This window comes from Rhizobium sp. S163 (assembly GCF_030380805.1).
Lineage (GTDB): Bacteria > Pseudomonadota > Alphaproteobacteria > Rhizobiales > Rhizobiaceae > Rhizobium.
In genome coordinates this window covers 312,528-336,709 of sequence record NZ_JAUDSA010000003.1, presented here as the reverse complement: position 1 = coordinate 336,709, position 24,182 = coordinate 312,528, and the positions used below count along the sequence as shown (strand labels likewise).

The following is a 24,182-nucleotide window of genomic DNA, read 5'->3' as shown; positions in this document are numbered from 1 at the left end:
CGCGCGCCTGTTAGCTGGTGATGCGAGGCGTGCTGACGATCTTCATGAACAGCGCCTGCATGGCTTCGGCGATGCCGTCGGTTGGGCTGACGGCGAAGTAGAGACCGGGGCTCGCGCACTCCTGCATCTTCGTCGAGATCTTGCCTTCGAAAGGTTTGACCCAATCGTTGTAGAAGCCGTTGTCGGGAAGCGGCAGATAGGGCGTGTAGAGGACGGCGATCTTGATGCCCTTGTCCTTGAGCGCCGTGCAGCTCTTGACGTCGATGGGCTCGATGCAGCGGTTGCCATTGGCGCCGCGCGGGCTGGTGCAGCCTGACGACTTGGCGCTGTCGCCGACGCCATCGGCCACGAAGAAGACGATCTTCTGCCGGTCGGCATCGCTCGTGCCCTTGCCGATGGTGCCCTTGATCTCGTCCTTGATGCCGGCGAGCGCGCTATCAAAGCTCGTCTGCTGGTCGTTGTTGTAGTTCTGGTACGGGATGCTCATCAGCTGAATGGCGCTGGTTGCCGTCGCGACCTTGCCGAGGTCGTTGTTGATCTCGGTAACCTTGAACAATTTGGCGTCCTGGGCGGTCTTGCCGAATGTGTAGGCTGCGACGCGAAACTGTTTGTCCATGGTTTGCGTGTCTGTCGCCTTCGCCATCAGCGCCTTGACCGCTTGCGCGACCACGTCGATGCGGATCGTTATCTTGTTGTTTCGGGCAATGTTGTAATAGCTGTTCTTGTCCTCGACGCCTGACGTCGAGACGATGTGACAGGCGAATGCGCAGGTGCCGTCGGAGCCAGACTTTGTTGCCTTTAGCATCTTGTCGATGTCGCCCTGCGTCGCGCCCACGCCCATTGAGGGCGTGTTGTCGAGCAGCATGTAGAAATCCATGTAGGACGGCGTTTCGTAGCGCGCGGTGGCGGTGCCCGAAATCGGCATGGTGGTCTGGCCGAGGATCTGCATGAATGTGGTCGGCACCCGCGTCTGGAAGGTGACGGATGACGTCAGCGCGCTGCCGGTCTTCACGACATCGACACTGACATCGATCGGAAAATTGGCGGCTTCGCCCGATATCTGCGAGCGGAACAGCTCCTGAGCGTCTGTCTTGCCTGTCGCGATCGGACCGTCGCCGGTCATGGTCTGCGCCTGTTTCATCGCCGGCGACATTTGCGCGACGGCGCCGACGGCGGCGGCATCGGCTGCCGCCTGAAGCTGCGTGCGCATGCTGAGCGCGTGCGAGAAATCGATCGAGAGGCCGGCAGCGCCGATCAAGGGAACAGCGAGAAGGGCGGTGATGAGGCCGAAATTGCCCGATCGATCCGCCAAGAGGCGATCAAACATACGCATTGGAAATATCCTGAAACGGGAAAAGTCATGGCTGAAAAAGCAGGAGCATCATGCTCGGCTGTCTGAAAACAGGACCATCCTTAGTGTCAAAGCATAAATTAGATACAAAGCGTCTTGGTATATCGAACGTTAAGCGCGCTGCCGGCGTTTGAAAACGCGGCCGCGAATACCTTTATAGGGCGTCATTGCATGGCGCGATGAGGCGGACAAAAGCGCGCCGAACCCCGCTATGCAAGATGAAGCTAAACGGCTATAAGCCGCCAGTATTTTAAAGACGGGATATCCGGCCGGTACCGGATACTGAGACAGGTGAACGAGATGGCACAGAATTGGACTCCGAACAGTTGGCGGCAAAAACCGATCCAGCAGGTTCCGGATTATCCGGATCAGGCAGCAGTTGCGGCGACGGAAGCCCAGCTGGCGTCGTATCCTCCGCTCGTTTTCGCAGGCGAGGCGCGTCGTCTGAAAAAGCATCTTGCCAATGTGGCCGAAGGTAACGGCTTCCTCTTGCAGGGTGGCGATTGCGCCGAGAGCTTCGCGGAACATGGCGCGGACAATATCCGCGACTTCTTCCGCGCCTTCCTGCAGATGGCTGTCGTGCTGACCTATGGCGCACAGCTTCCTGTCGTCAAGGTTGGCCGTATCGCCGGTCAGTTCGCCAAGCCGCGCTCCTCGGGCATCGAAACGCTCGATGGCGTGTCGCTGCCGAGCTACCGCGGTGATATCATCAACGGCATCGAGTTCACCGAGGAAGCGCGTATTCCGAACCCGGAACGCCAGGCCATGGCTTACCGCCAGTCGGCCGCGACGCTGAACCTTCTGCGCGCGTTCGCGATGGGTGGCTATGCCAACCTCGAGAACGTGCACCAGTGGATGCTCGGCTTCATCAAGGACAGCCCGCAGGGCGAGCGCTATCGCAAGCTGGCGGATCGCATCAGCGAGACGATGGATTTCATGACGGCGATCGGCATCACCGCCGAGAACCAGCCGAGCCTGCGCGAGACCGATTTCTTCACCAGCCACGAAGCGCTGCTGCTTGGCTATGAAGAAGCGCTGACGCGCGTCGATTCGACCTCGGGCGACTGGTATGCGACGTCTGGCCACATGATCTGGATCGGCGACCGTACGCGCCAGCTCGATCACGCGCATGTGGAATACTGCCGCGGGATCAAGAACCCGATCGGTCTGAAGTGCGGCCCGACGCTGCAGGCGGACGATCTGTTGAACCTGATCGATGTTCTGAACCCGCAGAACGAAGCCGGTCGTCTGACGCTGATCTGCCGTTTCGGCCACGACAAGGTCGCCGAGCATCTGCCGCGCCTCATTCGCGCTGTCGAGAAGGAAGGCCGCAAGGTCGTCTGGTCTTGCGATCCGATGCACGGCAACACGATCACGCTCAACCACTACAAGACCCGCCCGTTCGAGCGGATTCTGTCGGAAGTCGAAAGCTTCTTCCAGATCCATCGCGCGGAAGGCTCGCATCCCGGCGGCATCCACATCGAGATGACCGGCAAGGACGTGACCGAATGCACGGGTGGCGCGCGCGCCGTAACGGCGGAAGACCTGCACGACCGCTACCACACGCATTGCGACCCGCGTCTCAATGCCGACCAGGCGCTCGAGCTCGCCTTCCTGCTCTCCGAGCGGATGAAGAGCGGCCGAGACGAGAAGCGGATGGCCGTCAACGGCTAATCGCTAACAGAAACGATATCGAAGGAGCCCGGCCATCGCGCCGGGCTTTTTCATTGCACCAGCACGGATTGCTGGCACCGCGCATCGGTGAAGCGGACATCGGCCTCGCCGATCTTGATCCCGAGCATCAGCAGCGTGTTGTAGAGCACGTCGTCGAGCGGTGTGGTGACGCTCGACAGCGTATCGGCGATTGCCTGCATCACCGCCTTGTTGGTCCCGAGCGTCAGGATCAGCAGCTGGATCTGGATATCGGTGCCGGCGATCAGCGACTGCACGGCGGAGGTCAACGTGTCCCTTGTCGAGACGTTCTTGACCGCCTTGTTGGTAATGTCGTTGGGCTGGAATGTCAGGCGCGTCTTGCTGGTGTTGGTCAGGTTGATATCGGCGAGCGCGTTCACCTTGAGGAGCAGGGCGTCGATGATGGTGGCTGATGTGACGCGCGGCTTGGTTCCGAAATTGGCCATGGCGGTCGGGTCGACATCGCCTAGTGCGATCTCGGCGACCCCCGGCACGACATCGACGCCGATGCTGGCGCTTTTCGGGCCGCCGCCAAGGCAGGCGAAGCTTGCGAGCTTGGCTTCCGCATAGGCTGCCTCGACGTAGAGTGGTACGCGAACCTTGATGCCGGCGATGGTGCTCAGCCCCGTGACGCCAGCTTCGATGGCGATCCGGATCTGCGCTGTCCGGACGGCCGATCCCGTGGTGCCGATGGCGTTGGAGGCGATTCCTTTGGGGCGTTCGCCGATCGCGATCTTCAGCGTGACGCTGGTCAGCCCCGGAACCGTGCCGGCGAGATTGACGCCGACCTGCTTGCCCTGGTTGGCGGCGAAGGCGCTGGCGGAGATGATGTCGAGAGCGCTTGCCTCGAGCAGCAAGTGCGATCCGGAGCCGATCATCCGCTCGCCGACGGAACCGAGGCTGAGCAGGTTCTGCAGCTTGACCTTGATCTGCGTGGTGCCGAGCCCCTTGGACAGCGAGGTGATCGCCTTGCTGACCGTAGGCGTCAGCCCCTGCGTGGCGGCCAGCGTGTCGAGCAGGCGTGGATAGGAGATGTCGGTTGCCAGCAGGTCGTCATAGGTGCCGGCGGTGAGGTTGAGCTTGGTCGCGAGAAGATCGAGATAGGACAGAAGGTCGATATTGGCGGCGGCGAGTGCGTCGTAGTCGGCCACTTTCAATGAGACCGTCGTGCCGAGCAGGCCGCCGAGCACGGCGTTGAGAATACCGCCGTTGAGGCTCGCCAGACGCGAGCCGACGGAGAAGGCCGCGAGCTTGGAGGCGGAGGCGGTTCCGGTCGCGCCGAGCGTCGGGGGCGGGATGATGGAGGCTGCGAAGGTCAACTGCGCCTTCTGCTGGATCGCAACCTTGACGGCATCATAGGGCTGGGTGCCGGCCACAAAACGCTGCGCCGGAGGCAATGCTGGGTCGGCCAGATAAATCCCTGGCGTGTATTGGACCACGGCATCGTAAGTGTCGAGCTGGGCGGCGTTCAGCAGCTTGGTTCCAGACGATGTTGCGTAAGCCACGCCTGACTTTACCGCGACGTTGAGGCCGTTCTGCTGGTAGTTCGTGACCAGGTTGCTGGCGGCGTTGTTGATGTCTGACGCCGCGACGATGGCGCCGATGTCGCTCAATTGCTGCAGGCGGCGCTGCTGCAACGTCATCGCGCCGAAGTCGACCCCGAGTGCGAGCGTGGAAATGATCAGCGGCGCCGAGAGCGCGGCCATGATCGCGATGTTGCCATCCCGGCGGGTGCTGAAACCCGCCAGATATCGCCTCATGCCTGCTTTCATATACCACCCATGCGGATCGTGGCGAAGCGGCGGATCTTGGTGTCCGGAAGCGGGAATGTGTAGAGATTCCAGATCGGTAGGGCGCTGGCATCATACTCGGTCGTGACCGTGAACTGATTGGCGTTCGTGGGGTCGGTGGCGACGGTGACCTGGAGTTTCTTCTGGTCGATCAGCGGATCGTTGAGGGTCGAGAGCGCGATGTAATTGTTGACGAGTTGGGCGCGCTCCTGCTCGGAAAGGCCGGCCACCGCCGTGCGGGCGGCATCCGCCGTCAGCTGCTGCAGCGCATGGGCGGCGCTCAGGTAGATGCCATAGGCGATCAGGGTGAGAAGGACGAGCAGGAAAACCGGTGCAACGATTGCGAATTCGATCGCGGCCGCACCCTGCCGGTTGGCGAGAAGACGTCGGGCATTCCTCATGCACTGCACTCCTTGCAATGGTCAACGCCGTAGCGAGGACAACCGAAGGATACATTTAACCGTCTTAATTTTTGCTTACCTAATAAACCCCATGCGTGTACCCGCAAGATATCAGGGTGTACGGAAATGGCGCGCTATTCCTGTGGCCGGCTAATCTGTTCGCCAGCCCAGGATCAGTTACCGAGCTTCTGGGTCAATCTGGCGATATCCTCACGCAGCGCGGCGATCTCGGTCATCACCTGCATGTCGATCTTCTGGTGCAGCGACAGCACTTCCAGCTCGGCCTTCAGGTTGACCTCATAGTCCTTCGCCGCCTCGAAGCGATCGCGCTCGGCCTGGCGGTTTTGGGACATCATGATGATCGGGGCCTGGATGGCGGCGATCATGGAGAGGACGAGATTGAGGAAGATGAAGGGGTAGGGGTCGAAGGCGCGGGTCGACAGGATGATCGTGTTGATCACGCACCAGACCGCCAGGAAGACCAGGAAGGTGGTGATGAACGCCCAGGAACCGCCGACGCGCGCGATGCTATCTGCCATCCGCTCGCCGAAGGAGGATTCGGCTTTCAGTACGGCGTTGATATCCGTCGAGATGATCTTGCGCGCATGCGCCTTTTCCAGCACGCGCTTTTCGATGTCGCCGAGTTCGTTGGCGGACTTGTCGAAATGCAGGTGGACGAAACTGGAGAGATTGTTCATGGCGCGACTCCCGATCAACTTTTGTTGGCGGGGAGTATTCCGTTCTGCGCCAGGAATGCAATGCGGCAACGTGCATGTCTGCCGTGCTCAGGAGCCCTCAGCGCGCAGCCAGGAATGCTGCGGGAAGAAGCGCTCGACGGTCTGCGCCTTGCCGAACATCACATCGTGCTGGAGATAGCGATAGTCGCGGACCAGTGGATCGATGGTCTTGGCGTCGCGAACCCAATCCGGCGAGGCGGTGTTGTCGCGGGTAATCAGCTGGTAGCGGTCGACGATCGGGTACTTCTTCTGCACGCGACCGAGGAAGCCGGTATAGAACGGGTGCTCGTAGCCCGCGAATTTCAGCACGTGATAGGGCAGCTGCGACGGGCTGATGGTGCCGACGTTCTGCTTGACGCCCTTGCGGTTTGACCAGATGACCAGCGGCGTCTCGTGCTCCCGCTTCATGACGCTGACGGAGGCGCGGCGCGTCGCGACCTGGTCGGGCATGTAGCCGGTGTTGGTATAGACGCTGCCGAGCGGCGGCAGGTGGTCGCCCCAGAGCACGATGATCGTCTCGCGATCGCGCTTGGAGGCCCATTCTGTCAGCATCTTGAAGCTGTCGTCTGCCTCCTTGACGCCCTGCGTATAGGTGGCGAGCGTGGCGCGGTCGGCGTCGGTCAGATTGCCGGTGAAGTCGACCGTGTTGTTGGCGTAGCGGTTGGCCTCGTACGGGCCATGTCCCTGCAGAGTGACCGCGAAGAAGAAGAAGGGCCGGTCGAGCCCGTCGGCTTCCTGCATGATCTCCTTCATCAGGCTGTCGTCGGAGGCGAAGATGCCGCGCTTTTCCATGGTCGGCATGGTTTCTTCGGTGCGGAATTCCTCGAAGCCGAAATCCTTGTAGACCTCGTTGCGGTTCCAGAACCAGCCGCTGAACGGATGTAGCGCACGGGCCGCATAGCCTTCGCCGCGGAAGAAGGTGGCAAGCGACGGGATGTCGTTGCGGATATACTGCTGGTAGGGGATGCTGCCATAAGGCAGGAACGCATTGGAGAAGCCGGTCAGCGCCTCGAACTCGACATTGGCGGTCATGCCGCCGAACTCGGGCGAGAAGACGTGGCCGGATTGGGCCGCGCGGATCGTCGGCATCGGGTCTTCGGAGAATTTCAGCGTCTTCAGACGCGTCGGATCCCAGAAGGATTCGCTCATCAGCATGATGACGTCAGGCTTGTCGCTCGGACCGCTGAGATAGCCGTAATTGCGCGACGGGATGGCATCGAGCGCCTGCGCATTGAGGCCGGCGGGCGAGGCGACGTCGGCCATCGGAATGTTGAAGATGAAGGCGAGGATGAAGCCGTTGCTGCGGTAGTTCTCTTTCTGGTCCCACATCATCGGCACCACCTGCAGGCGGTCGCGGATATAGGAATATTGCGAGTAATCCATCAGCGAGCCGAAGGCGGCGATGACTGGAACCGTCAGGCAGAGATTACGGATACGGTTGCGGCGCGCCATTTTCGGCAGGCGGCGCCAGGCGTAGCGCCATGCCAGCACGAGGCCAGTGACGGAGAGCAGGATGCCGACGGCAACCGCGATAGCCGTCATCGGGCGGTCGCGAACCATGACGGGCAGGAGTTCGAATATCTGGCGGCCGAACAGCATGTCCGAGGGATAGAGCGGATCGGAGAGGTAGTGCTGCTTCTGATTGGAGACGAGCGCGGGGACGAGGACGAGCGGCAGGACGACCAGTGCAGAGAGGAAACGGCGACCGAGGACGGCATCGACGCACAGCATCACGATGGTAAGCATCATGACCGTGGTCATGCCGGGGCGCGCCGTAGAAGACAGAAACGCGCCGACGTCGGTTGCGCCGCCGCGGGCGATCACCTCGACCGAGAAGGTTGCAAGCAACGCCATCACCGCCGTCAGGGCGACTGCAATTGCGCCGCGCAGAATGGAGGGGCGGGTATCCGCGCCAACGCCGCCATAGAGAGCCGCTTCGCGCATTGCCGCTCCGGACTTGAAAACTTGGGCGATCAATGGCGGAACTCCAGTGTCATCTTAACGTCATCGAACTGTCACATCTTCGTCATGAACGCTAGATGAACCATAGTTGTTTCGCGGGCTTAACGCTTTTTTGATCACAAACTTTTCGGCAGCCAATTGCCTCATTTCGCGTGGGCTCCGGATGGAGCCTCCCATTGCCGCGCGCGGGCGATCCTTGCGTGCCTTATTTAGCTGTCGTAGGTCATGGATATGTTCGCGTCAGAGGAGAGTTTGCATGCGCAGTTCCGTCGAGATCTACAACGTCAAGACGGGTGAGGCCCGTGTGATCTGGCAGACCGAGAGACTGGTCGAAGCGCCCAATTACGCCCGTGACGGCAGCTATCTCCTGCTCAACGACGAAGGCCTGCTTTATCGCCTGGCGCTCGACGGCTCGGCGAAGGTCGAGCATGTCGATACCGGCTTCGCGACCGCCTGCAACAACGACCACGGGATTTCGCCCGATGGCACCCGTATCGTCATCTCCGACAAGGTTGAGTTCGGAAAATCGGCGATCTACACGCTGCCGATCGAGGGTGGGACGCCGCAGCTGGTGACCACCAATCATCCGTCCTACTGGCATGGCTGGTCGCCTGACGGGAAGGAGCTCGCCTATTGCGGCATTCGCGGCGACCTGTTCGATATCTACACGATCGACGTGACCGGCGGCGAAGAGCGCCGGTTGACGCATGGCGAAGGGCGCAATGACGGACCGGATTATTCGGCCGACGGGCGCTGGATCTATTTCAACTCCAGCCGCACCGGCCTGATGCAGATATGGCGTATCCATCCCGACGGCACAGGCGTCGAGCAGGTGACGCACGACAACTACGGCAACTGGTTCGCGCATCCATCGCCCAACAACGACAAGGTAGTGCTGATCTCCTACGACCCCGATGTCTTCGATCATCCGCGCGACAAGCATGTGCGAATGCGGATCATGGATATGGACGGGGGAAATCTCACGACGCTGTTCGAACTTTTCGGTGGGCAGGGATCGATCAATGTTCCCAACTGGTCACCTGGTGGTGACGAGTTCGCCTATGTGCGATATTTCCCGGTCGAGGCTTGAGCGATTGCATCATGCGCGGTTTGTCGGCATAGGTGGCGCGTCGGGTGCCCGCAGGCTTGCGGGAGAATCGGGAATTCGGTGCGAGACCGGAACGTGCCCAACGCTGTAAGGCCGACGTCTGCCGCTTGATGCCACTGGCGCTTTTTGCCGGGAAGGCGTGGCAGACGGATGACGCCAAGTCAGAAGACCGGCCCGACAATCATAGACTGACCGCCTGGACAGCGGCCGGTTGTGTTGTTGGGGATTGACGATGCGACCAGACCAATCTGGCTCTCTTGCGAGAGCCGGTGCCTTTTCGACGAGCGAGCGCGACGCCGTTTACAGAGCCATCGAGACCAGACGCGACGTGCGATCCGAGTTCCTGCCGGATCCGGTGCCTGATGATGTGATTGGACGGCTGCTGGCTGCTGCCCATCATGCGCCGTCTGTCGGCTTCATGCAGCCGTGGAATTTCATCGTCGTTCGCGATGAGGCCGTGCGATCGACCGTGTGGGAGGCCTTTGCCAAGGCCAATGCCGAGGCGGCGGAGATGTTTTCCGGCGAGCGGCAGCAGGCCTACCGCGCCTTGAAACTCGAGGGCATTCGCACGGCATCCGTCGGCATCTGCGTGACCTGCGATCCGGATCGCTGCGGCGACGTGGTGCTCGGGCGGACGCACAATAGTCGGATGGATTCCTACTCCACCGTCTGCGCGGTGCAGAACCTGTGGCTTGCGGCGCGCGCCGAAGGCGTCGGCGTCGGCTGGGTGAGCATTTTCCATGAGGCGGATCTGAAGCGGGCGCTCGGTGTGCCTGAGCGGATCGAGATCGTCGCCTGGCTCTGTGTCGGCTATGTCGACCGGCTCTACGAGGAGCCGGAGCTCGCGGTGAAGGGCTGGCGGCAGCGGCTGCCGTTGGAGGAGCTGGTGTTCGCGGATCGCTGGGGCGGGAGCGCATAGCCCGCGACGCCTGCTATTGCTTCTGCGCCGGCGGTTGCTGCGGCTGGGCGCCCGGCATGGCAGGGTGCTTGAGGTCGATCGATCCCTGATCGCCGGCGAGGAACTGCGGACCCACCTGGCGCACCTTGCCGGCACTGGCATCGTAGGGGCGGTCGGGGACCTGCGCCTGGGGCGCCGGCTGCTCTGGCGTGACCGGGCTTTCGGGCTTGGCGGCGGCGGTGTTCGGGGTTTCGATCGTGGTAATCGAGCTCTGCGGCGGCGGGGCGCTCACAGACTGGTTGCGGCGCATCTGTTCGTAATAGGCGGGCAGATTGCAGCTGCAGGAGGATTTTTCGCCGGGCTTGCGGTTCTTGTAGGCGAATGCATTCGGCATGGCGCTGTAGGGCGCGCCTGTCGAGGCCGAGATCATGTTCTCGGTCTCGCCGCTGGAAACGTCGTGATAGTAGAGCTCGGTTTCGATGCCGGGGCACATCTGCTGGCAGGTGTTGGCGTCGCGGGCGAAGTCGAAAGAGGTGGCGTTCGAGCGGATGGGGAAGAAGCCGCCGTCGCAGCTGCGCACGCAGATCGTGTTCAGATGCGTGAGCGGCTGGCCGCCGGGCGAGAACTCGTAGGAGCGCTGACGCTCGCCGCCGAGAGGAATGAAGGTGTTGCTGCGCATCGCCTGATCGTCGATGCTGGGCGGGTTCGCATATTGCGGCTCTTCGTACTGCTGCACTGGCGCATTGCAGTTGTTTTCGTCGAGTGCGGCGAAGAGTTCGTTGCGCAGGCGGGCGTCCGGGCTTTGCGTGCGCAGATCATCGCGACGCATCTGCAGGTCGGCGATGTTGTCGAGCATCTTCGCCTCGGCTTGTTCAAGCTCGCTGCAATAGCCCGCATTGTCGCCGCCGATGACCACCATGCTGCCGCTGCTGCAGCCGTTGCGGCGCTGGTCGCTGCGCAGCTTGCGAAGCTCGAGGTTCTGTTCGGTGATGGCGCTGGCGAAGCGGCGTATTTCAGGCGACGTGCCGCCGCCGATCGTTTCCGGGATGGTCGCCAGACGGGCGCGCAACTGACCGCAGATCGGCGCCAGCTGCGCATAGGCAGGGGCGGAAAGGGCAATCAGGAGTGCTGCGGCCAGCGTGAGGCGTTTCAAGGCATCGTCCCGTACGTGAGCAAATACCAAATGGCGAAGGGCGGACCATGGCCCGCCCTTCGATATACATTGCTTGTCTTAACAAGCTGCCGCTCTGAGCCTAGCGCATTTTCAGCGTCCAAGGCAAATTACGCCGGCTGGGACGCCTCGACAACCGCGAGGGCCGCCATGTTGACGACGCCGCGCGAGGTGACCGACGGCGCCAGGATGTGGGCGGGCATCGCCGCGCCGAGCAGGATCGGGCCGACATGCAGGCCATCGGTCATCGACTTGACGACGCCGAGCGTGATGTTGGCCGCATCGAGGTTGGGGAAGACCAGAAGGTTGGCCTCGTCGTGCAGCGTCGTGTTCGGCATGACGCGCTTGCGCAGCGTTTCGGAGATCGCGCTCTCGCCGTGCATTTCGCCATCGACTTCCAGATCGGGCGCGGTATCGCGCACGAGCTGCAGGGCGTTGCGCATCTTGGTGGCGCTTTCGCTCTCACGCGAGCCGAAGTTCGAATGCGAGACGAGGGCGGCGCGCGGCGTGATGCCGAAGCGCTTGATTTCCTCGGCGGCGAGAACGGCGGATTCCGCCACTTCCTCGGCTGTCGGGTTGAACGTGACGTAGGTGTCGGTGAAGAAGGTGGCGCCGCGCTGCGAGATCAGCAGGCTGAGTGCGGAGAAATCGCGGACATTCGGGCGCTTGCCGACGATCTGGCGGACATCGCGCAGGTGCTTCTCATAGCGGCCTTCGAGACCGCAGATCAGCGCATCGGCCTCGCCACGCTTCAGCGCCAGCGCACCGATAACCGTGGTGTTGGTACGAACGATGGTGCGGGCCGCTTCCGGGATGACGCCGCGGCGGCCGACCAGCGACAGATAGAGCTCGACATACTCACGGAAGCGCGGATCGTCTTCCGGATTGATGACGTCGAAATCCGACAGTGGGCGGATACGCAGGCCGTAGCGCTTCAGGCGCGTTTCGATGACCTGCGGACGGCCGATCAGGATCGGTTTGGCAATGCCTTCCTCAAGCAGGACCTGAGCTGCGCGCAGCACGCGCTCGTCTTCGCCTTCGGAGAAGATGACGCGCTTCTTGTCGGCATTCTTGGCGGCAGCGAAGATCGGCTTCATGACGAAGCCGGAGCGGAAGACAAAGCGGTTCAGCTGGTCGAGATAGGCGTCGAAATCGGCGATCGGGCGCAGCGCCACGCCGCTATCGGCCGCAGCCTTGGCGACAGCCGGCGCGATACGCAGAATGAGGCGCGGATCGAACGGCGAGGGGATGAGATAGTTGGGGCCGAAGATCGGAGTTTCATCCGAATAGGCGCGGGCGGCGACATCGGACGGCTCCTCGCGGGCAAGCGCCGCGATGGCGCGCACGGCGGCCATCTTCATTTCCTCGTTGATCGTCACGGCGCCGCAATCGAGCGCGCCGCGGAAGATATACGGGAAGCAGAGGACGTTGTTGACCTGGTTCGGGAAGTCCGAACGGCCGGTGCAGATCATCGCGTCCGGGCGGGCCGCGCGGGCGAGATCCGGCATGATTTCGGGGTTCGGGTTGGCGAGCGCCATGATGAGCGGCTTTTCGGCCATCTGCGCCAAGAGTTCCGGCTTCAGGACGCCTGCGGCCGACAGGCCGAGGAAGACGTCGGCGCCGCCGATGTTTTCAGCCAGCGTGCGGGTGTCGCTCTTCTGCGCGTAGACGCTCTTCCATTCGTCCATCAGCTCGACGCGGCCTTCATAGACGAGGCCTTCGAGGTCGTGGACCCAGATGTTTTCGCGCTTTGCACCAAGGGTGACGAGAAGGTTGAGGCAGGCAAGGGCCGCAGCACCGGCGCCCGAGGCGACGATCTTGACCTCTTCGATCTTCTTGCCGGCCAGCTCCAGGCCGTTCAGGATCGCGGCGGCGACGATGATGGCGGTGCCATGCTGGTCGTCATGGAAGACCGGGATCTTCATCTTCTCGCGGAGCTGACGCTCGATCTCGAAACATTCCGGCGCCTTGATGTCTTCAAGGTTGATACCGCCAAAGGTCGGCTCGAGCGCGGCGACGGTGGAGACCATGTGGTCAACGGTCGATGCATCGACCTCGATGTCGAAGACGTCGATATTGGCGAACTTCTTGAAGAGAACGGCCTTGCCTTCCATGACCGGCTTGGAGGCCAGCGGGCCGATATTGCCGAGGCCGAGGACGGCCGTGCCATTGGAAATCACGGCAACCAGGTTGGCGCGCGAGGTGTAGTCGGCGGCCGTTTCCGGATTGTCACGGATGGCGAGACAGGGCGCGGCGACGCCGGGCGAATAAGCGAGCGCGAGGTCGCGCTGGTTGCCGAGCGGCTTGATGGCCTGGATCTCGATCTTGCCGGGACGGGGATAGCGGTGGAAGAACAACGCCTGTTCATCGAGGCTGCCGCCTGCCGCTTTGTTGTCCGTCTTCGGTTTGTCGCTGTGATCCATCGTAATGCTCCAGGCTGTCGCACATGCTTTCATTGGAGCGCTTTCAATACATCAATCGAAAGACGGTAACAGCGAGAATTTTGATTCCTATTGCTAAAACAGCACAAATGTAAAAAACCGTGACAGCAAAGTCGTGGCGATTTGTGACGGAAGTCCCGCTGGTCCGGGCCGTGTCATCTTCCTGAAACACGAGTCTGGTTTTCAGAGACACAGATGAAGCATGGGGCACGGGCAGTATGCTTGTGAAGGACAATATGGATACGCGCCACTTCCGTACGCTCTTTATTTCCGACGTCCATCTCGGCTCGAAAGCCGCGAAAGCCGACTTCCTGATCGACTTTCTGAAGTACCACGAAGCCGACACGATCTTCCTGGTGGGAGACATCGTCGACGGCTGGCGCCTGAAGCGCAGCTGGTACTGGCCACAGGAATGCAACGACGTGATCCAGAAGCTGCTGCGCAAGGCGCGCAAGGGAACGCGTATCGTCTATATCCCCGGCAACCACGACGAATTCCTGCGCGACTTCCCCGGCATGCACTTCGGCGGCATCGAAGTGGCCGAGCGGATGATGCATGAGGCGGCCGACGGCAAGAAGTATCTGGTGCTGCATGGCGACGAGTTCGACGTCGTCGTGCGCAACGCCCGCCTGCTCGCCTACCTCGGCGACTGGGCCTACGACATGGCGATCATGATCAACATCGGGCTCGCCGCCATTCGCCGCAAGCTCGGCATGCCTTACTGGTCGTTCTCCGCCTGGGCGAAGCTGCAGGTCAAGCACGCGGTCAATTTCATCGGCGAGTTCCAGAAAGTCGTTGCCGACGAGGCCCGCAAGAGCGGCGCCGACGGCGTGATCTGCGGCCACATCCACCATGCCGTCATGGAAGACATGGACGGCGTGCGCTACATCAACACCGGCGACTGGGTCGAAAGCTGCACGGCGATCGCCGAGCACGAAGACGGCACGTTCGAGTTGATCGAATGGCGCACCATGGGCGGCGCTGCCGCTCCTGCTCCGCTGGCGCTCGAAGATCACCGCAAGCGCGAGCCGGCACAGCAGGCGGCCTGATACCACCAACTGTTTCGCTGTTGCGAAATGGCATTGTGCAGCTGCTGCCGTTGCCGTTTCGCGACAGTTTTTGCTTATTTTTGAAATCGGTTTGGGACGACCCGATCTCGCCTTGGTTGTCCTTAATGTGACGTGTTAGGCAACTTGCAGGTTCCTTTCAGGTCACACCGATGATTCCCGCCACGAATGCCTCCTTCACAGAGGTCGCGCCCGCCCATTTCCGGCTGCTGAGCGCTTTGTCCTACTGCGCGCCACTGCTTGTAAACGGTGTCGCGCTGCCGTTCTTTCCCGTCTGGCTGGCGATGCACAAGTTCAGCGACCATGAGATTGGTATCATCCTCGCGGTGCCGATGGTGGTGCGCGTGCTCGTGGCGCCGATCGTTGCGATGTATGCCGACCGGATGAAGGAGCGGGCCGATGTGCTGGTGTTTTCCGGCGGTCTGTCGCTGTTGACGGCAATCGCGCTCTACTGGACCGACACATTCTGGCCGGTGTTGATCGTCTATACGATCCAGGGCGCAACGTTTTCTCCCTATGTGCCCGTGGTCGAATCGATCGTCATCTCCGGCGTGCGGCGCTGGGGTTTCGACTACGGTTCGATGCGGGTGTGGGGCTCGATCGCTTTTATTGCCTCGACGCTCGTCGGCGGGCGGCTGATCGGAAACTGGGGTGGGCAGATGGTTCTGCCCGTTATGATCTTCGGTTTCGTGATGACGATGGTGATGGCGCTCTACTGTCCGCGTATCGGACCGACACGGCGGCGCGGCACGCCCGTCGATCTGCAGCAGGCGACCGGCAGTTCGCTCAGGCAACCGCATCTGTTGATGCTGCTCGTCGGCGTCGCCATCCAGCAGTCTAGCCATGCGCTTCTGCAGGCGTTTGCGACGATCTATTGGCGTGATCTCGGCTTTTCCGGCACGGAAATCGCGTTGTTGTGGAGTGCTGGCGTCGCGGCCGAGGTGACGGTGTTCTTCCAATCGAAGCGGCTCAGCCGACGTTTCGATGCCTGGACGCTCATCCGTGTCGGCGCCGCCGTGTGCGTCTGCCGGTGGCTGTTGTTTCCCATGCAGTGGGGCTTCGTCGGCTTCTTCCTGCTGCAGTGCCTGCATGCCTTCAGCTACGCCTTCGTGCACACTGGCGTGCAAAGGCGGATACTCGCCTCGGTGCAGGCGACGCAGGAATCGTCGGCGCAGGGCGCCTATTTCTTCTACAACGGGATGTTCATGGGGCTGATGACCATCGCGTCGGGCTACATCTACGCAGCACTTGGCATGGCGAGCTACTACATCATGGCGCTAGCGGCGGTCCTGGGGCTGGGCCTCATCATCGTCGCCTACTACCTTCAGCCCCAGAGTGCCGGTTCCGGCGGGAAGACGAGCGAGCCGGCGTAGCGCAAGCCCGGCTCGCGATCGCGAGCGAGAAGCAGCGGCCCGTCGAGATCGACGAAGGCGACGTCCTGGGCCAGAAGCACGGCGGGCGCCATGGCGAGCGAGGTTCCGACCATGCAGCCGAGCATGATCTGAAACTGCAGCCGCTCAGCTTCGCGCTTCATCGCCAGGGCTTCGGTCAGGCCGCCCGTCTTGTCGAGCTTGATGTTAATGGCATCATAGCGGTCGCGCAGGCTGGCGAGATCGCCGGTGTGATGGACGCTCTCATCGGCGCAGACGAGGATAGGGCGGTCGATCTCGGCCAGCAGTTCGTCCTTTCCCGCTGGCAGCGGCTGCTCGACCAGCGCCACACCGCATTCGGCGGCTACCCGCAGATGGTGGGCGAGGCGGTCTTCCGGCCAGCCTTCGTTGGCGTCGAGAATGATCGCGGCGTCGGGGGCCGCAGCACGCACTGCCCGGATGCGGCTCTCGTCGTCACTTGTGCCGACCTTGACCTTGAGCAGCGCGCGAGCCGCGTTGGTGCGGGCGTGCTCGGCCATCACCTCGGGTTCTCCGAGCGAAATCGTGTAGGCTGTCGTCAGCGAATGCGGGGCGGTGAGGCCGAGCATGGCCGCGACAGACGTGCCGCTTTGCTTGGCCTCGAGGTCCCAGAGGGCGCAATCGACCGCGTTGCGGGCAGCACCTGGTGGCATCGCCTGCTGCAGATCGGCGCGGGAGAGGCCGGCCTCGATCAGTGGGCGGGCAGCTTCGATCTGGGCGCCGACGCTTTCCATCGTCTCGCCGTAGCGTCGATAGGGGACGCATTCGCCGCGGCCGGAGACGCCGTTCTCGCTCACCGTGCAGACGATCACCTCCGCGCTCGTCTTGGTGCCGCGCGAGATGGTGAAGGTGCCCGCAATCGGAAAAGAGTCCGTCTGAATTTCAAGTGACCGTGGCATAAATGCAATCCTGCAAGCATGGAAATCTGGTGCGGCATCGTTATATTGCCTCAACGCCGCGACGCTATGTTCGCGAGTCGGCAATGTCGCCGTAAGCCTTGAGAGACACAAGCATTTTGAAGTCCGAGAACCGTAACGCCGCCTCACTGCACGTGGACGACCAAGCTCATGGTTCGGATACGCTCGTGCATCTCGAAGGCAATTGGCGAAGCGCCAACATACATCTCGTTCTCAAGGATTTCGACAAGCTTTCGGCCCACAAGGGCGGGAACCTGACGCTCGATCTCTCCGGGATCACCGATATCGACACGGCCGGTGTATGGCTGCTCTGCCGGCTGAAAAAGCAGGTCGAGGATGCCGGCGGCACTGTCCATATCGAGGGCAGCAACCAGCATATCGACGAGCTGCTCGAATCGTTTTCCGAGGAACGTCCGAAGCCCGAGGCCGAAGAGGTTCCGCCGCGTTCGCTGCAGGAGCGGATTTTCGCTCCCATCGGCCGGATGATGTACGATCTGTGGAACAATCTTTCCGCGGCGATGTATATCCTCGGATCGGCCGTGCGCGGCGCACAGATGAAATTCGGGCGCGGCAGCGGTGTTTCGCCGGCGTCGATCATCAACCAGATCGACCATATGGGCGTTCGCGCCACGCCGATCATCCTTTTGATGTCGTTCCTGATCGGCGCGATCATCGCGCAGCAGGGCGCCTTCCAGCTGCGTTATTTCGGCGCCGAGGTTTTCGTCGTCGACCTCGTCGGCATTCTGCAATTGCGTGAAATCGGCGTGCTCCTGACCGCCATCATGATCGCCGGCCGGTCCGGCAGCGCGATCACGGCCGAAATCGGCTCGATGAAGATGCGCGAAGAGGTGGATGCGCTGAAGGTCATGGGCCTCAACCCGATCGGCGTGCTGATCTTCCCGCGCCTGGTGGCGCTGACCGTTGCGCTGCCGCTTCTGACCGTGCTTGCCAATTTCGCCTCACTGTTCGGCGCGGCCGTCGTTGCCTGGGGCTATTCGGGAATCACCTTCGCCAATTTCATCGCCCGTCTGCACGAGGCGATCACGCTGTCGACCGTTCTGTCGGGGATGATCAAGGCGCCGTTCATGGCGCTGGTTATCGGTATCGTCGCGGCCGTCGAGGGCTTAAAGGTAGGGGGCAGCGCCGAATCGCTCGGCCAGCACGTGACCTCGTCGGTGGTGAAGGCGATCTTCGTGGTCATTCTCATGGACGGGCTATTCGCCATGTTCTATGCAGCTATTAATTTTTAGGGATTTTGCGTGGACGAGCAGCAGACAACGACCAAGGACGAAACAGGGCGGGATATCGTGCTTTCAGCGCGCGACGTCACTGTTGGCTTCGGGTCGAAGATCGTTCTCGATAATCTCAACCTCAATATCTACAAGGGCGAGATTCTGGGCTTCGTCGGGGCATCGGGCACCGGCAAGTCGGTGCTGATGCGCACGGTGCTGCGCCTGCTGCCGCGCCGCTCCGGCCAGATCAAGATCCTCGGCCAGGACTTCGACGAATTGAACGAGCCGCAGCGCAACGCGCTCGACATGCGCCTCGGCGTTCTCTTTCAGCAGGGCGCGCTGTTCTCCTCGCTGACGGTGAAGGAGAACATCCAGGTTCCGATGCGCGAGTATCTCGACTTGCCGCCGGCGCTGATGGACGAGCTGGCGCATCTGAAGATCCGGCTGGTGGGTCTGGCGGCGGATGCGGCCGACAAATATCCTTCGGAACTCTCGGGCGGGATGATCAAGCGTGCCGCATTGGCGCGCGCGCTGGCGCTCGATCCGGAGCTGGTCTTTCTCGACGAGCCGACCTCGGGCCTCGATCCGATCGGTGCGGCGGAATTCGACGAGCTGATCGCCAAGCTTCGCGATACGCTCGGTCTCACCGTCTACATGGTGACCCACGACCTCGACAGCCTGTTTTCCGTCTGCGACCGCATCGCGGTGCTGGGCAAGAAGAAGGTGATGGTCGAGGGGACGATCGAAGACATGCTGGCCTATGACGACCCCTGGGTTCAGGCTTATTTCAAAGGCAAGCGCGCGCGTTCGATCGTGCCGCAGGATGGCCACGCTTCAGCCGACATCAGGCTGGCGCAAGATAGCCGCGGGAAGTGAGCGGATAAGATGGAAACCAAAGCGAACTACACAATCGTCGGCTTCTTTACGGTTCTGGTCATCGCGGCTGCCTTCGGCTTCGTTTACTGGATGGCCGAGTATGGCCGTGGCGGACCGATGGCCGAACTCATCGTGCGCATTCCGGGTTCGGCGAACGGATTGAGCGTCGGCTCGCCTGTGCGCTTCAACGGTATTCAGGTGGGTTCGGTGCAATCGCTGTCGATCGACGCCGATGATCCGCAGTTCTCGCTGGCCTTCACCGAAGTGCGCGTCGATGCGCCGATCTATCCGACGACCAAGGCGATCCTTGAGATCCAGGGCCTGACGGGCGCTGCCTATGTCGAGCTTTCCGGCGGTCGCGTCGGGGAGAAGAACATCCTGCAGACGGCGGCGGAGACGGGCAAGCGTGCGGTCATCGTCGCCGACCAGTCGAGCGTCACCAACCTGCTTGCGACCGCCGACAAGATCCTCGACCGCGCCAACGACGCCGTCGGCCAGGTACAGGGCTTCGTCAAGGATGCCCGTGGACCGCTGACGAAGACGCTGCAGAACGCCGAGACCTTCTCGGATGCGCTCGCCAAGAATTCCGGCAATATTGACAGCTTCCTGCAGAGCGTGGGCCAGCTTTCCGACACCGTGCGCAACGTGTCCGGCCGCGTCGACTCGACGTTGGCGGCCATCGAATCTCTGGTGAAGACGGTTGATGCCAAGAAGATCGATACGATCCTCTCGAACGCGGAGACGGTGAGCCGCAATGTCGCCGATGCCTCGGGCGGCCTGAAGGACGCCATCCAGAAGTTCCAGGAGACGGCGACCACCTATAACGACTTCGGCAAGAAGGCGCAGGCGACGCTCGACAAGGTCGATACGCTGGTGGCGCAGATCGACCCGGCCAAGGTGAAGGGTTCCGTCGACGACATCGCGCAGACGACCAAGGATGCGCGCGCGGCGGTCGCTTCGATCAAGGATGTCGCCAACACGGTGAATTCACACCAGAAGGACATCGATTCGACGATCCAGAACGTCACCCAGATGGCCAACAAGCTGAATGCCGCATCGACCCGCGTCGATGGCATCCTGGCAAAGCTCGATACGCTGCTTGGAGACGACAGCACGCAGTCGATGTTCACGCAGGCGCGCGAGACGCTGGAATCGTTCAAGAAGGTCGCGGACAATCTGAACAGCCGCATCGGACCGATCGCCGACAATCTGCAGAAGTTCTCGAGCGGCGGCCTGCAGAACGTTCAGGCGCTGATCAACGATGCGCGTCTAACGGTGCAGAATTTGAACGATGCGATCAGCAATTTCGACAAGGACCCGCAGCGGCTGATCTTCGGCGGGGACACAGTGAAACAATATGATGGCCGGACCAGGCGTTAACAGGGGAAGTCAACATATGGCTGTGTCGGATATGCGTCGTTCGCGTCTTATGAAGACCATGCTCGCTCTGCCGCTTCTTGCCCTGGCATTGTCGGGATGCGGGACGGCGGCCAAGAACGATACCTATGATCTGTCCGCACCTGTCAGCGGCAGCGGCCCTTCGGCAAAGGGGCGCCAGATCCTGGTGCAGCAGCCGACGGCGCTGCAGGCGCTGAACAGCGAGCAGATCGTCATCAAGGTTTCGTCTTCGGAGATCCAGTATCTCGCCAAGGCGCAGTGGAGCGACAAGCTTCCGCGCATGGTTCAGGCCAAGCTCGTCGAGGCCTATGAGAATTCCGGCAAGCTCGGCGGCGTCGGCGTGCCCGGGCAGGGGCTGGCAATCGACTATCAGGTCGTGACCGACATCCGCGCCTTCGAGATCCGCACCGGTGGCGGCAGCCAGGCGGTGGTCGAGATTTCGGCCAAGATCCTCAACGATCGCAACGGATCGGTGCGGGCGCAGAAAGTGTTCTTGCAGACGGTACCTGCTGGCGGCGGCTCCAACGAGGCCTTCGTCAAGGCGCTGGACCGCGCATTCGCCGGCGTCACCAGCGAGATCGTCGACTGGACGCTGAAGTCGATCTGATCGATCGGGACGCTGTTTGGGAGAGCGGCATGATCAGGATTCTGCGCGCTGACGATGTGGAAGCGTTCAAGCGTATCCGGCTTGAGGCGCTGCGCCTGGAGCCATCCGCCTTTGCCAGCAGCTTCGATGAATGGGCGACGCTTCCCGACGATGAATGGCGTCGGCGATTGCTCGCCGATCCCGTCTTTCTTGCTTTCGACGGTAACGAGCCCGTGGCGATCATGGGACTGCTCCGGCAGCGGGCCGGGAAGATGGCGCACCGCGCGACTATTATCATGGTCTATGTGCGCGGTGAGAAACGCGGGACTGGTCTCGCGCGCGACCTGCTCGATCATGTCGTGGATTATGCCCGGCAACACGGCATTCGCCAGCTTGAGTTGACTGCCAGCGCTGAAAATCCTGGAGCGATCAACTTTTATCGGAATGCGGGGTTTGCCCAGGCGGGGCTGATACCTGGCGGTGTGCTGGAAGGCGACCGTGAGATCGATGACGTCATCATGGTCAGGCGGATCGTCGACTGAGTTTTGTTCATCTTGCTCAAGACGCAAAAAGGCCGAGCGCTGGGAGCCGCTCGGCCTTTTCGTATTTTAGCTGTCGGGCTGCTCAGAGCCGATCAAAAGACGCTATGCTTGCCATGTAGTCTCTTATCGTCTTCGGTTTCGCGCCGCAGGGCGGTCACGGTCGATGCCACAGATACGATAAACATGATGCTGATTAGGGCGGTAAGCACAGTCAAGATCGTGAACATAAGCAATCCTCCAGGATTTTGCTTTCACGTCCGTTAGTATTGGCTCACGACAGCCGCACGGGCCGAAGCATAAGGGCCGTAAACCTTGGACGCATCTACCTTCTGATCATAAAGCGCAACAGTTGCTGCAAGCATACCCGTCATCATTACCATCCATACTGCGTTAATCATGGTAATCTTGTTTGGCATATTCATCTTCCTTGTAGCGCCTATTTGCGCAACGCTTCGATTGAAAGAACGCGTCCGTTTGGAATTGGTTCCGCAGGACATTGACAAGTCGTTTACCAACGCCGATCTGAAGCCTCTTTGAATGCCTCGTTCATCTGGCGTTCATCTTCCTAAATCGGTTTATGCGTCTTCTCTAATCGGTTTAAAGGAGACGCGACCCATAACGCGTACGATCTCGTGATGTTCCCTCACGTCGCTGCGTACCCATGCCGCATCACGCACTTCCAGGATGTAGGCGTAGACAAATTCGAAGGCGAGGGAGAGTGCGACCGAGGTGATGACAAGCAGGATGAGCATCGTGGGTTTCCAGGAGTGAACCGATCCCTGATGGCATCGGCGGCGTTGATGCATCCTGTTATAGAGATCGCGGCTGAAGCGGCCTTGAATGGGCCGTTCATCCGGCATTCAGTCGCCCGGCGAGCCCCGGTCGCGCCCCTATCCACCGGGCGGCGCTTGGGGCAAATGACTTGCGGCAGGGCCTTATCCGTGACAAAAGGCGTCGAAACAAATGGCCGGGGCCAATGACGACAGCTTTCTATCCGGGGTCTTTCGACCCGATCACGAACGGACATGTTGACGTGCTCGTCCAGGCGCTGAACGTTGCGTCGAAGGTGATCGTCGCGATCGGCATTCATCCCGGCAAGACGCCGCTTTTCTCGTTTGAGGAGAAGGGTGAGCTGATCCGCCAGTCGCTGGCCGAGGTTTTGCCGGAGCGGACGTCGGATATTTCGGTTGTGTCCTTCGGCAATCTCGTGGTCGATGCTGCCCGTGCGCATGGCGCGGCGCTTCTGATCCGGGGCTTGAGGGATGGCACCGACCTCGATTACGAAATGCAGATGGCCGGGATGAACCGGCAGATGGCACCGGATATCCAGACCGTTTTTCTGCCCGCCGGCACGGCCTCGCGGCCCATAACCGCCACATTGGTCCGTCAAATCGCAGGCATGGGAGGCGATGTCAGTGCATTCGTGCCTGCCGCCGTCTTGAAAGCCCTTCAATCCAAGCGCAAATCCTAGGCATATTCGCCGAAACGGAGCTCACATGAAACTTTTCTATATTGCATTTGCCGGCGTGCTTTATCTCGCTTCGTTCGTTGGCGACGTTTTCGCCGCCGATACGATGACGATCCAGCTGAAGAGCGGCCCCGTCGTGATCGAGCTCGCGCCTGATGTCGCGCCGAAGCATGTCGCCCAGATCGAGGCGCTTGCCAAGAAGGGCGCCTACGACAACGTTGCCTTCCACCGCGTGATCGACGGCTTCATGGCACAGACCGGCGACGTGCAGTACGGCAACATGGAAAAGGGCTTCGACAAGAACCAGGTTGGCACCGGCGGCTCCGACATGCCGAACATTCCGGCCGAGTTCTCCAAGACCCCGTTCGTGCGCGGCACGGTCGGCATGGCGCGCTCGCAGGACCCGAATTCGGCCAACTCGCAGTTCTTCATCATGTTCGCTGACGGCTCCTTCCTGAATGGCCAGTACACGGTCGTCGGCAAGGTGATCTCCGGCATGGAGAACGTCGACAAGATCCAGAAGGGCGAAGGCCAGAACGGCGAAGTCAGCAATCCTGACCGCATGGTCAAGGTCACCATCGCCAAGAAGTAAGTTTCAAGACCAATAGGAGAATAACAATGGCTGAGATCAAGGATCCGGAAAACACCATCATCCTGGAAACCACCAAGGGCAATGTCGTCATCCAGCTTTTGCCTGAAGTGGCGCCCGAGCACGTGGCCCGCATCAAGGAACTCGCACGCGAGAAGGCCTATGACGGCGTCGTGTTCCACCGCGTCATCAACGACTTCATGGCGCAGACCGGCGACGTGAAGTTCGGCAAGAAGGGCGGCGAAAGCTTCAACCCGGGTCGTGCCGGCATGGGCGGCTCCGAGAAGCCTGATCTGAAGGCTGAGTTCTCGGCCGTCAGCCACATCCGCGGCACCTGCTCGATGGCCCGTTCGCAGAACCCGAACTCCGCCAACTCGCAGTTCTTCATCTGCTTCACCGATGCTCCCTGGCTGAACAAGCAGTATTCCGTCTGGGGCCAGGTCATCGAAGGCATGGACAACGTCGACAAGATCAAGAAGGGCGAACCGGTCGTCGATCCGGATTCGATCGTCTCGATGCGGGTTGCCGCCGACGTCTGATTGTGATG

Annotated in this window: 23 protein-coding genes and 1 riboswitch; of the genes, 13 read left to right on the top strand and 10 right to left on the bottom strand. The window is 61.3% G+C overall.

Annotated features, from left to right (window positions below):
• Positions 1-10: 10 nt before the first annotated feature.
• Positions 11-1,327 (bottom strand): TadE/TadG family type IV pilus assembly protein, encoded by a 1,317-nt coding sequence (locus tag QTL96_RS01775; RefSeq protein ID WP_289727151.1) that lies wholly within the window; start codon positions 1,325-1,327, stop codon positions 11-13.
• Between the two features lie 324 nt (positions 1,328-1,651).
• Here QTL96_RS01775 and QTL96_RS01770 point away from each other — a divergent pair, with 324 nt between their 5' ends.
• Complete coding sequence (locus QTL96_RS01770) at positions 1,652-3,025, top strand: class II 3-deoxy-7-phosphoheptulonate synthase (protein WP_289726462.1); 1,374 nt, start codon at positions 1,652-1,654, stop codon at positions 3,023-3,025.
• Positions 3,026-3,075: 50 nt separating this feature from the next.
• Here QTL96_RS01770 and QTL96_RS01765 read toward each other — a convergent pair whose 3' ends face one another.
• The 4 genes from QTL96_RS01765 to QTL96_RS01750 form a co-directional block, all read right to left on the bottom strand.
• Complete coding sequence (locus QTL96_RS01765) at positions 3,076-4,803, bottom strand: pilus assembly protein TadG-related protein (protein WP_289726461.1); 1,728 nt, start codon at positions 4,801-4,803, stop codon at positions 3,076-3,078.
• A gap of 8 nt (positions 4,804-4,811) precedes the next feature.
• Positions 4,812-5,234, bottom strand: a complete 423-nt coding sequence (locus QTL96_RS01760) for a TadE/TadG family type IV pilus assembly protein (RefSeq protein WP_289726460.1) — start codon at positions 5,232-5,234, stop codon at positions 4,812-4,814.
• 173 nt (positions 5,235-5,407) lie between these two features.
• The gene (locus tag QTL96_RS01755) at positions 5,408-5,932 is read right to left on the bottom strand and encodes a DUF1003 domain-containing protein (RefSeq protein WP_289726459.1); all 525 of its coding nucleotides are present in this window, start codon (positions 5,930-5,932) and stop codon (positions 5,408-5,410) included.
• A gap of 87 nt (positions 5,933-6,019) precedes the next feature.
• Positions 6,020-7,915: an LTA synthase family protein gene (locus QTL96_RS01750; RefSeq protein ID WP_289726458.1), complete on the bottom strand. Its 1,896-nt coding sequence runs from the start codon at positions 7,913-7,915 to the stop codon at positions 6,020-6,022.
• 274 nt (positions 7,916-8,189) lie between these two features.
• On the opposite strand from QTL96_RS01750, the gene QTL96_RS01745 reads away from it, so the two are divergent.
• Both QTL96_RS01745 and bluB read left to right on the top strand, forming a co-directional pair.
• A complete protein-coding gene (locus QTL96_RS01745) occupies positions 8,190-9,023 on the top strand; it encodes a hypothetical protein (RefSeq protein WP_289726457.1) in 834 nt (277 codons plus the stop codon).
• Positions 9,024-9,048: 25 nt separating this feature from the next.
• A riboswitch (cobalamin riboswitch) is annotated at positions 9,049-9,234 on the top strand.
• A 39-nt stretch (positions 9,235-9,273) separates the two neighbouring features.
• On the top strand, positions 9,274-9,960 hold the full coding sequence (gene bluB / locus QTL96_RS01740) for a 5,6-dimethylbenzimidazole synthase (protein WP_289726456.1): 687 nt from the start codon (positions 9,274-9,276) through the stop codon (positions 9,958-9,960).
• Between the two features lie 13 nt (positions 9,961-9,973).
• Here bluB and QTL96_RS01735 read toward each other — a convergent pair whose 3' ends face one another.
• Both QTL96_RS01735 and QTL96_RS01730 read right to left on the bottom strand, forming a co-directional pair.
• Positions 9,974-11,092 carry a DUF2865 domain-containing protein gene (locus tag QTL96_RS01735; RefSeq protein WP_289726455.1) on the bottom strand — a complete coding sequence of 373 codons (1,119 nt, stop codon included), beginning with the start codon at positions 11,090-11,092 and terminating at the stop codon, positions 9,974-9,976.
• 128 nt (positions 11,093-11,220) lie between these two features.
• Positions 11,221-13,533, bottom strand: a complete 2,313-nt coding sequence (locus tag QTL96_RS01730) for an NADP-dependent malic enzyme (RefSeq protein WP_289726454.1) — start codon at positions 13,531-13,533, stop codon at positions 11,221-11,223.
• Between the two features lie 254 nt (positions 13,534-13,787).
• On the opposite strand from QTL96_RS01730, the gene QTL96_RS01725 reads away from it, so the two are divergent.
• The gene (locus QTL96_RS01725; RefSeq protein ID WP_026283711.1) at positions 13,788-14,600 is read left to right on the top strand and encodes a UDP-2,3-diacylglucosamine diphosphatase; all 813 of its coding nucleotides are present in this window, start codon (positions 13,788-13,790) and stop codon (positions 14,598-14,600) included.
• Positions 14,601-14,770: 170 nt separating this feature from the next.
• Positions 14,771-15,991, top strand: coding sequence for an MFS transporter (locus QTL96_RS01720; RefSeq protein WP_289726453.1), 1,221 nt, complete (start codon positions 14,771-14,773; stop codon positions 15,989-15,991).
• On the opposite strand, the gene dgcA is transcribed toward QTL96_RS01720, so the two are convergent.
• Entirely contained in the window at positions 15,943-16,926 is a 984-nt protein-coding gene (gene dgcA, locus QTL96_RS01715) for an N-acetyl-D-Glu racemase DgcA (protein ID WP_289726452.1), read from the bottom strand. The genes QTL96_RS01720 and dgcA overlap by 49 nt on opposite strands.
• A gap of 98 nt (positions 16,927-17,024) precedes the next feature.
• Between dgcA and QTL96_RS01710 the strand changes: the two genes are divergently transcribed.
• From QTL96_RS01710 to QTL96_RS01690, 5 genes are read left to right on the top strand one after another with little or no spacing between them, the layout of a single operon-like run.
• The gene (locus tag QTL96_RS01710) at positions 17,025-18,194 is read left to right on the top strand and encodes an MlaE family lipid ABC transporter permease subunit (RefSeq protein ID WP_289726451.1); all 1,170 of its coding nucleotides are present in this window, start codon (positions 17,025-17,027) and stop codon (positions 18,192-18,194) included.
• Between the two features lie 9 nt (positions 18,195-18,203).
• A complete protein-coding gene (locus QTL96_RS01705) occupies positions 18,204-19,052 on the top strand; it encodes an ABC transporter ATP-binding protein (protein WP_289726450.1) in 849 nt (282 codons plus the stop codon).
• A 9-nt stretch (positions 19,053-19,061) separates the two neighbouring features.
• Complete coding sequence (locus tag QTL96_RS01700) at positions 19,062-20,432, top strand: MlaD family protein (protein WP_113011368.1); 1,371 nt, start codon at positions 19,062-19,064, stop codon at positions 20,430-20,432.
• A 16-nt stretch (positions 20,433-20,448) separates the two neighbouring features.
• The gene (locus QTL96_RS01695; RefSeq protein ID WP_289726449.1) at positions 20,449-21,057 is read left to right on the top strand and encodes an ABC-type transport auxiliary lipoprotein family protein; all 609 of its coding nucleotides are present in this window, start codon (positions 20,449-20,451) and stop codon (positions 21,055-21,057) included.
• Between the two features lie 29 nt (positions 21,058-21,086).
• On the top strand, positions 21,087-21,578 hold the full coding sequence (locus QTL96_RS01690) for a GNAT family N-acetyltransferase (protein WP_289726448.1): 492 nt from the start codon (positions 21,087-21,089) through the stop codon (positions 21,576-21,578).
• 260 nt (positions 21,579-21,838) lie between these two features.
• On the opposite strand, the gene QTL96_RS01685 is transcribed toward QTL96_RS01690, so the two are convergent.
• Positions 21,839-21,994 carry a hypothetical protein gene (locus QTL96_RS01685; RefSeq protein WP_165936940.1) on the bottom strand — a complete coding sequence of 52 codons (156 nt, stop codon included), beginning with the start codon at positions 21,992-21,994 and terminating at the stop codon, positions 21,839-21,841.
• Between the two features lie 159 nt (positions 21,995-22,153).
• The gene (locus tag QTL96_RS01680; RefSeq protein WP_181459357.1) at positions 22,154-22,330 is read right to left on the bottom strand and encodes a hypothetical protein; all 177 of its coding nucleotides are present in this window, start codon (positions 22,328-22,330) and stop codon (positions 22,154-22,156) included.
• Between the two features lie 224 nt (positions 22,331-22,554).
• On the opposite strand from QTL96_RS01680, the gene coaD reads away from it, so the two are divergent.
• From coaD to QTL96_RS01665, 3 genes are read left to right on the top strand one after another with little or no spacing between them, the layout of a single operon-like run.
• Positions 22,555-23,049 carry a pantetheine-phosphate adenylyltransferase gene (gene coaD / locus QTL96_RS01675; RefSeq protein ID WP_113011370.1) on the top strand — a complete coding sequence of 165 codons (495 nt, stop codon included), beginning with the start codon at positions 22,555-22,557 and terminating at the stop codon, positions 23,047-23,049.
• A gap of 25 nt (positions 23,050-23,074) precedes the next feature.
• Positions 23,075-23,638, top strand: a complete 564-nt coding sequence (locus tag QTL96_RS01670; protein ID WP_018902377.1) for a peptidylprolyl isomerase — start codon at positions 23,075-23,077, stop codon at positions 23,636-23,638.
• A 26-nt stretch (positions 23,639-23,664) separates the two neighbouring features.
• Positions 23,665-24,174 (top strand): peptidylprolyl isomerase, encoded by a 510-nt coding sequence (locus QTL96_RS01665; RefSeq protein WP_018902378.1) that lies wholly within the window; start codon positions 23,665-23,667, stop codon positions 24,172-24,174.
• The last annotated feature ends 8 nt before the right edge of the window (positions 24,175-24,182 follow it).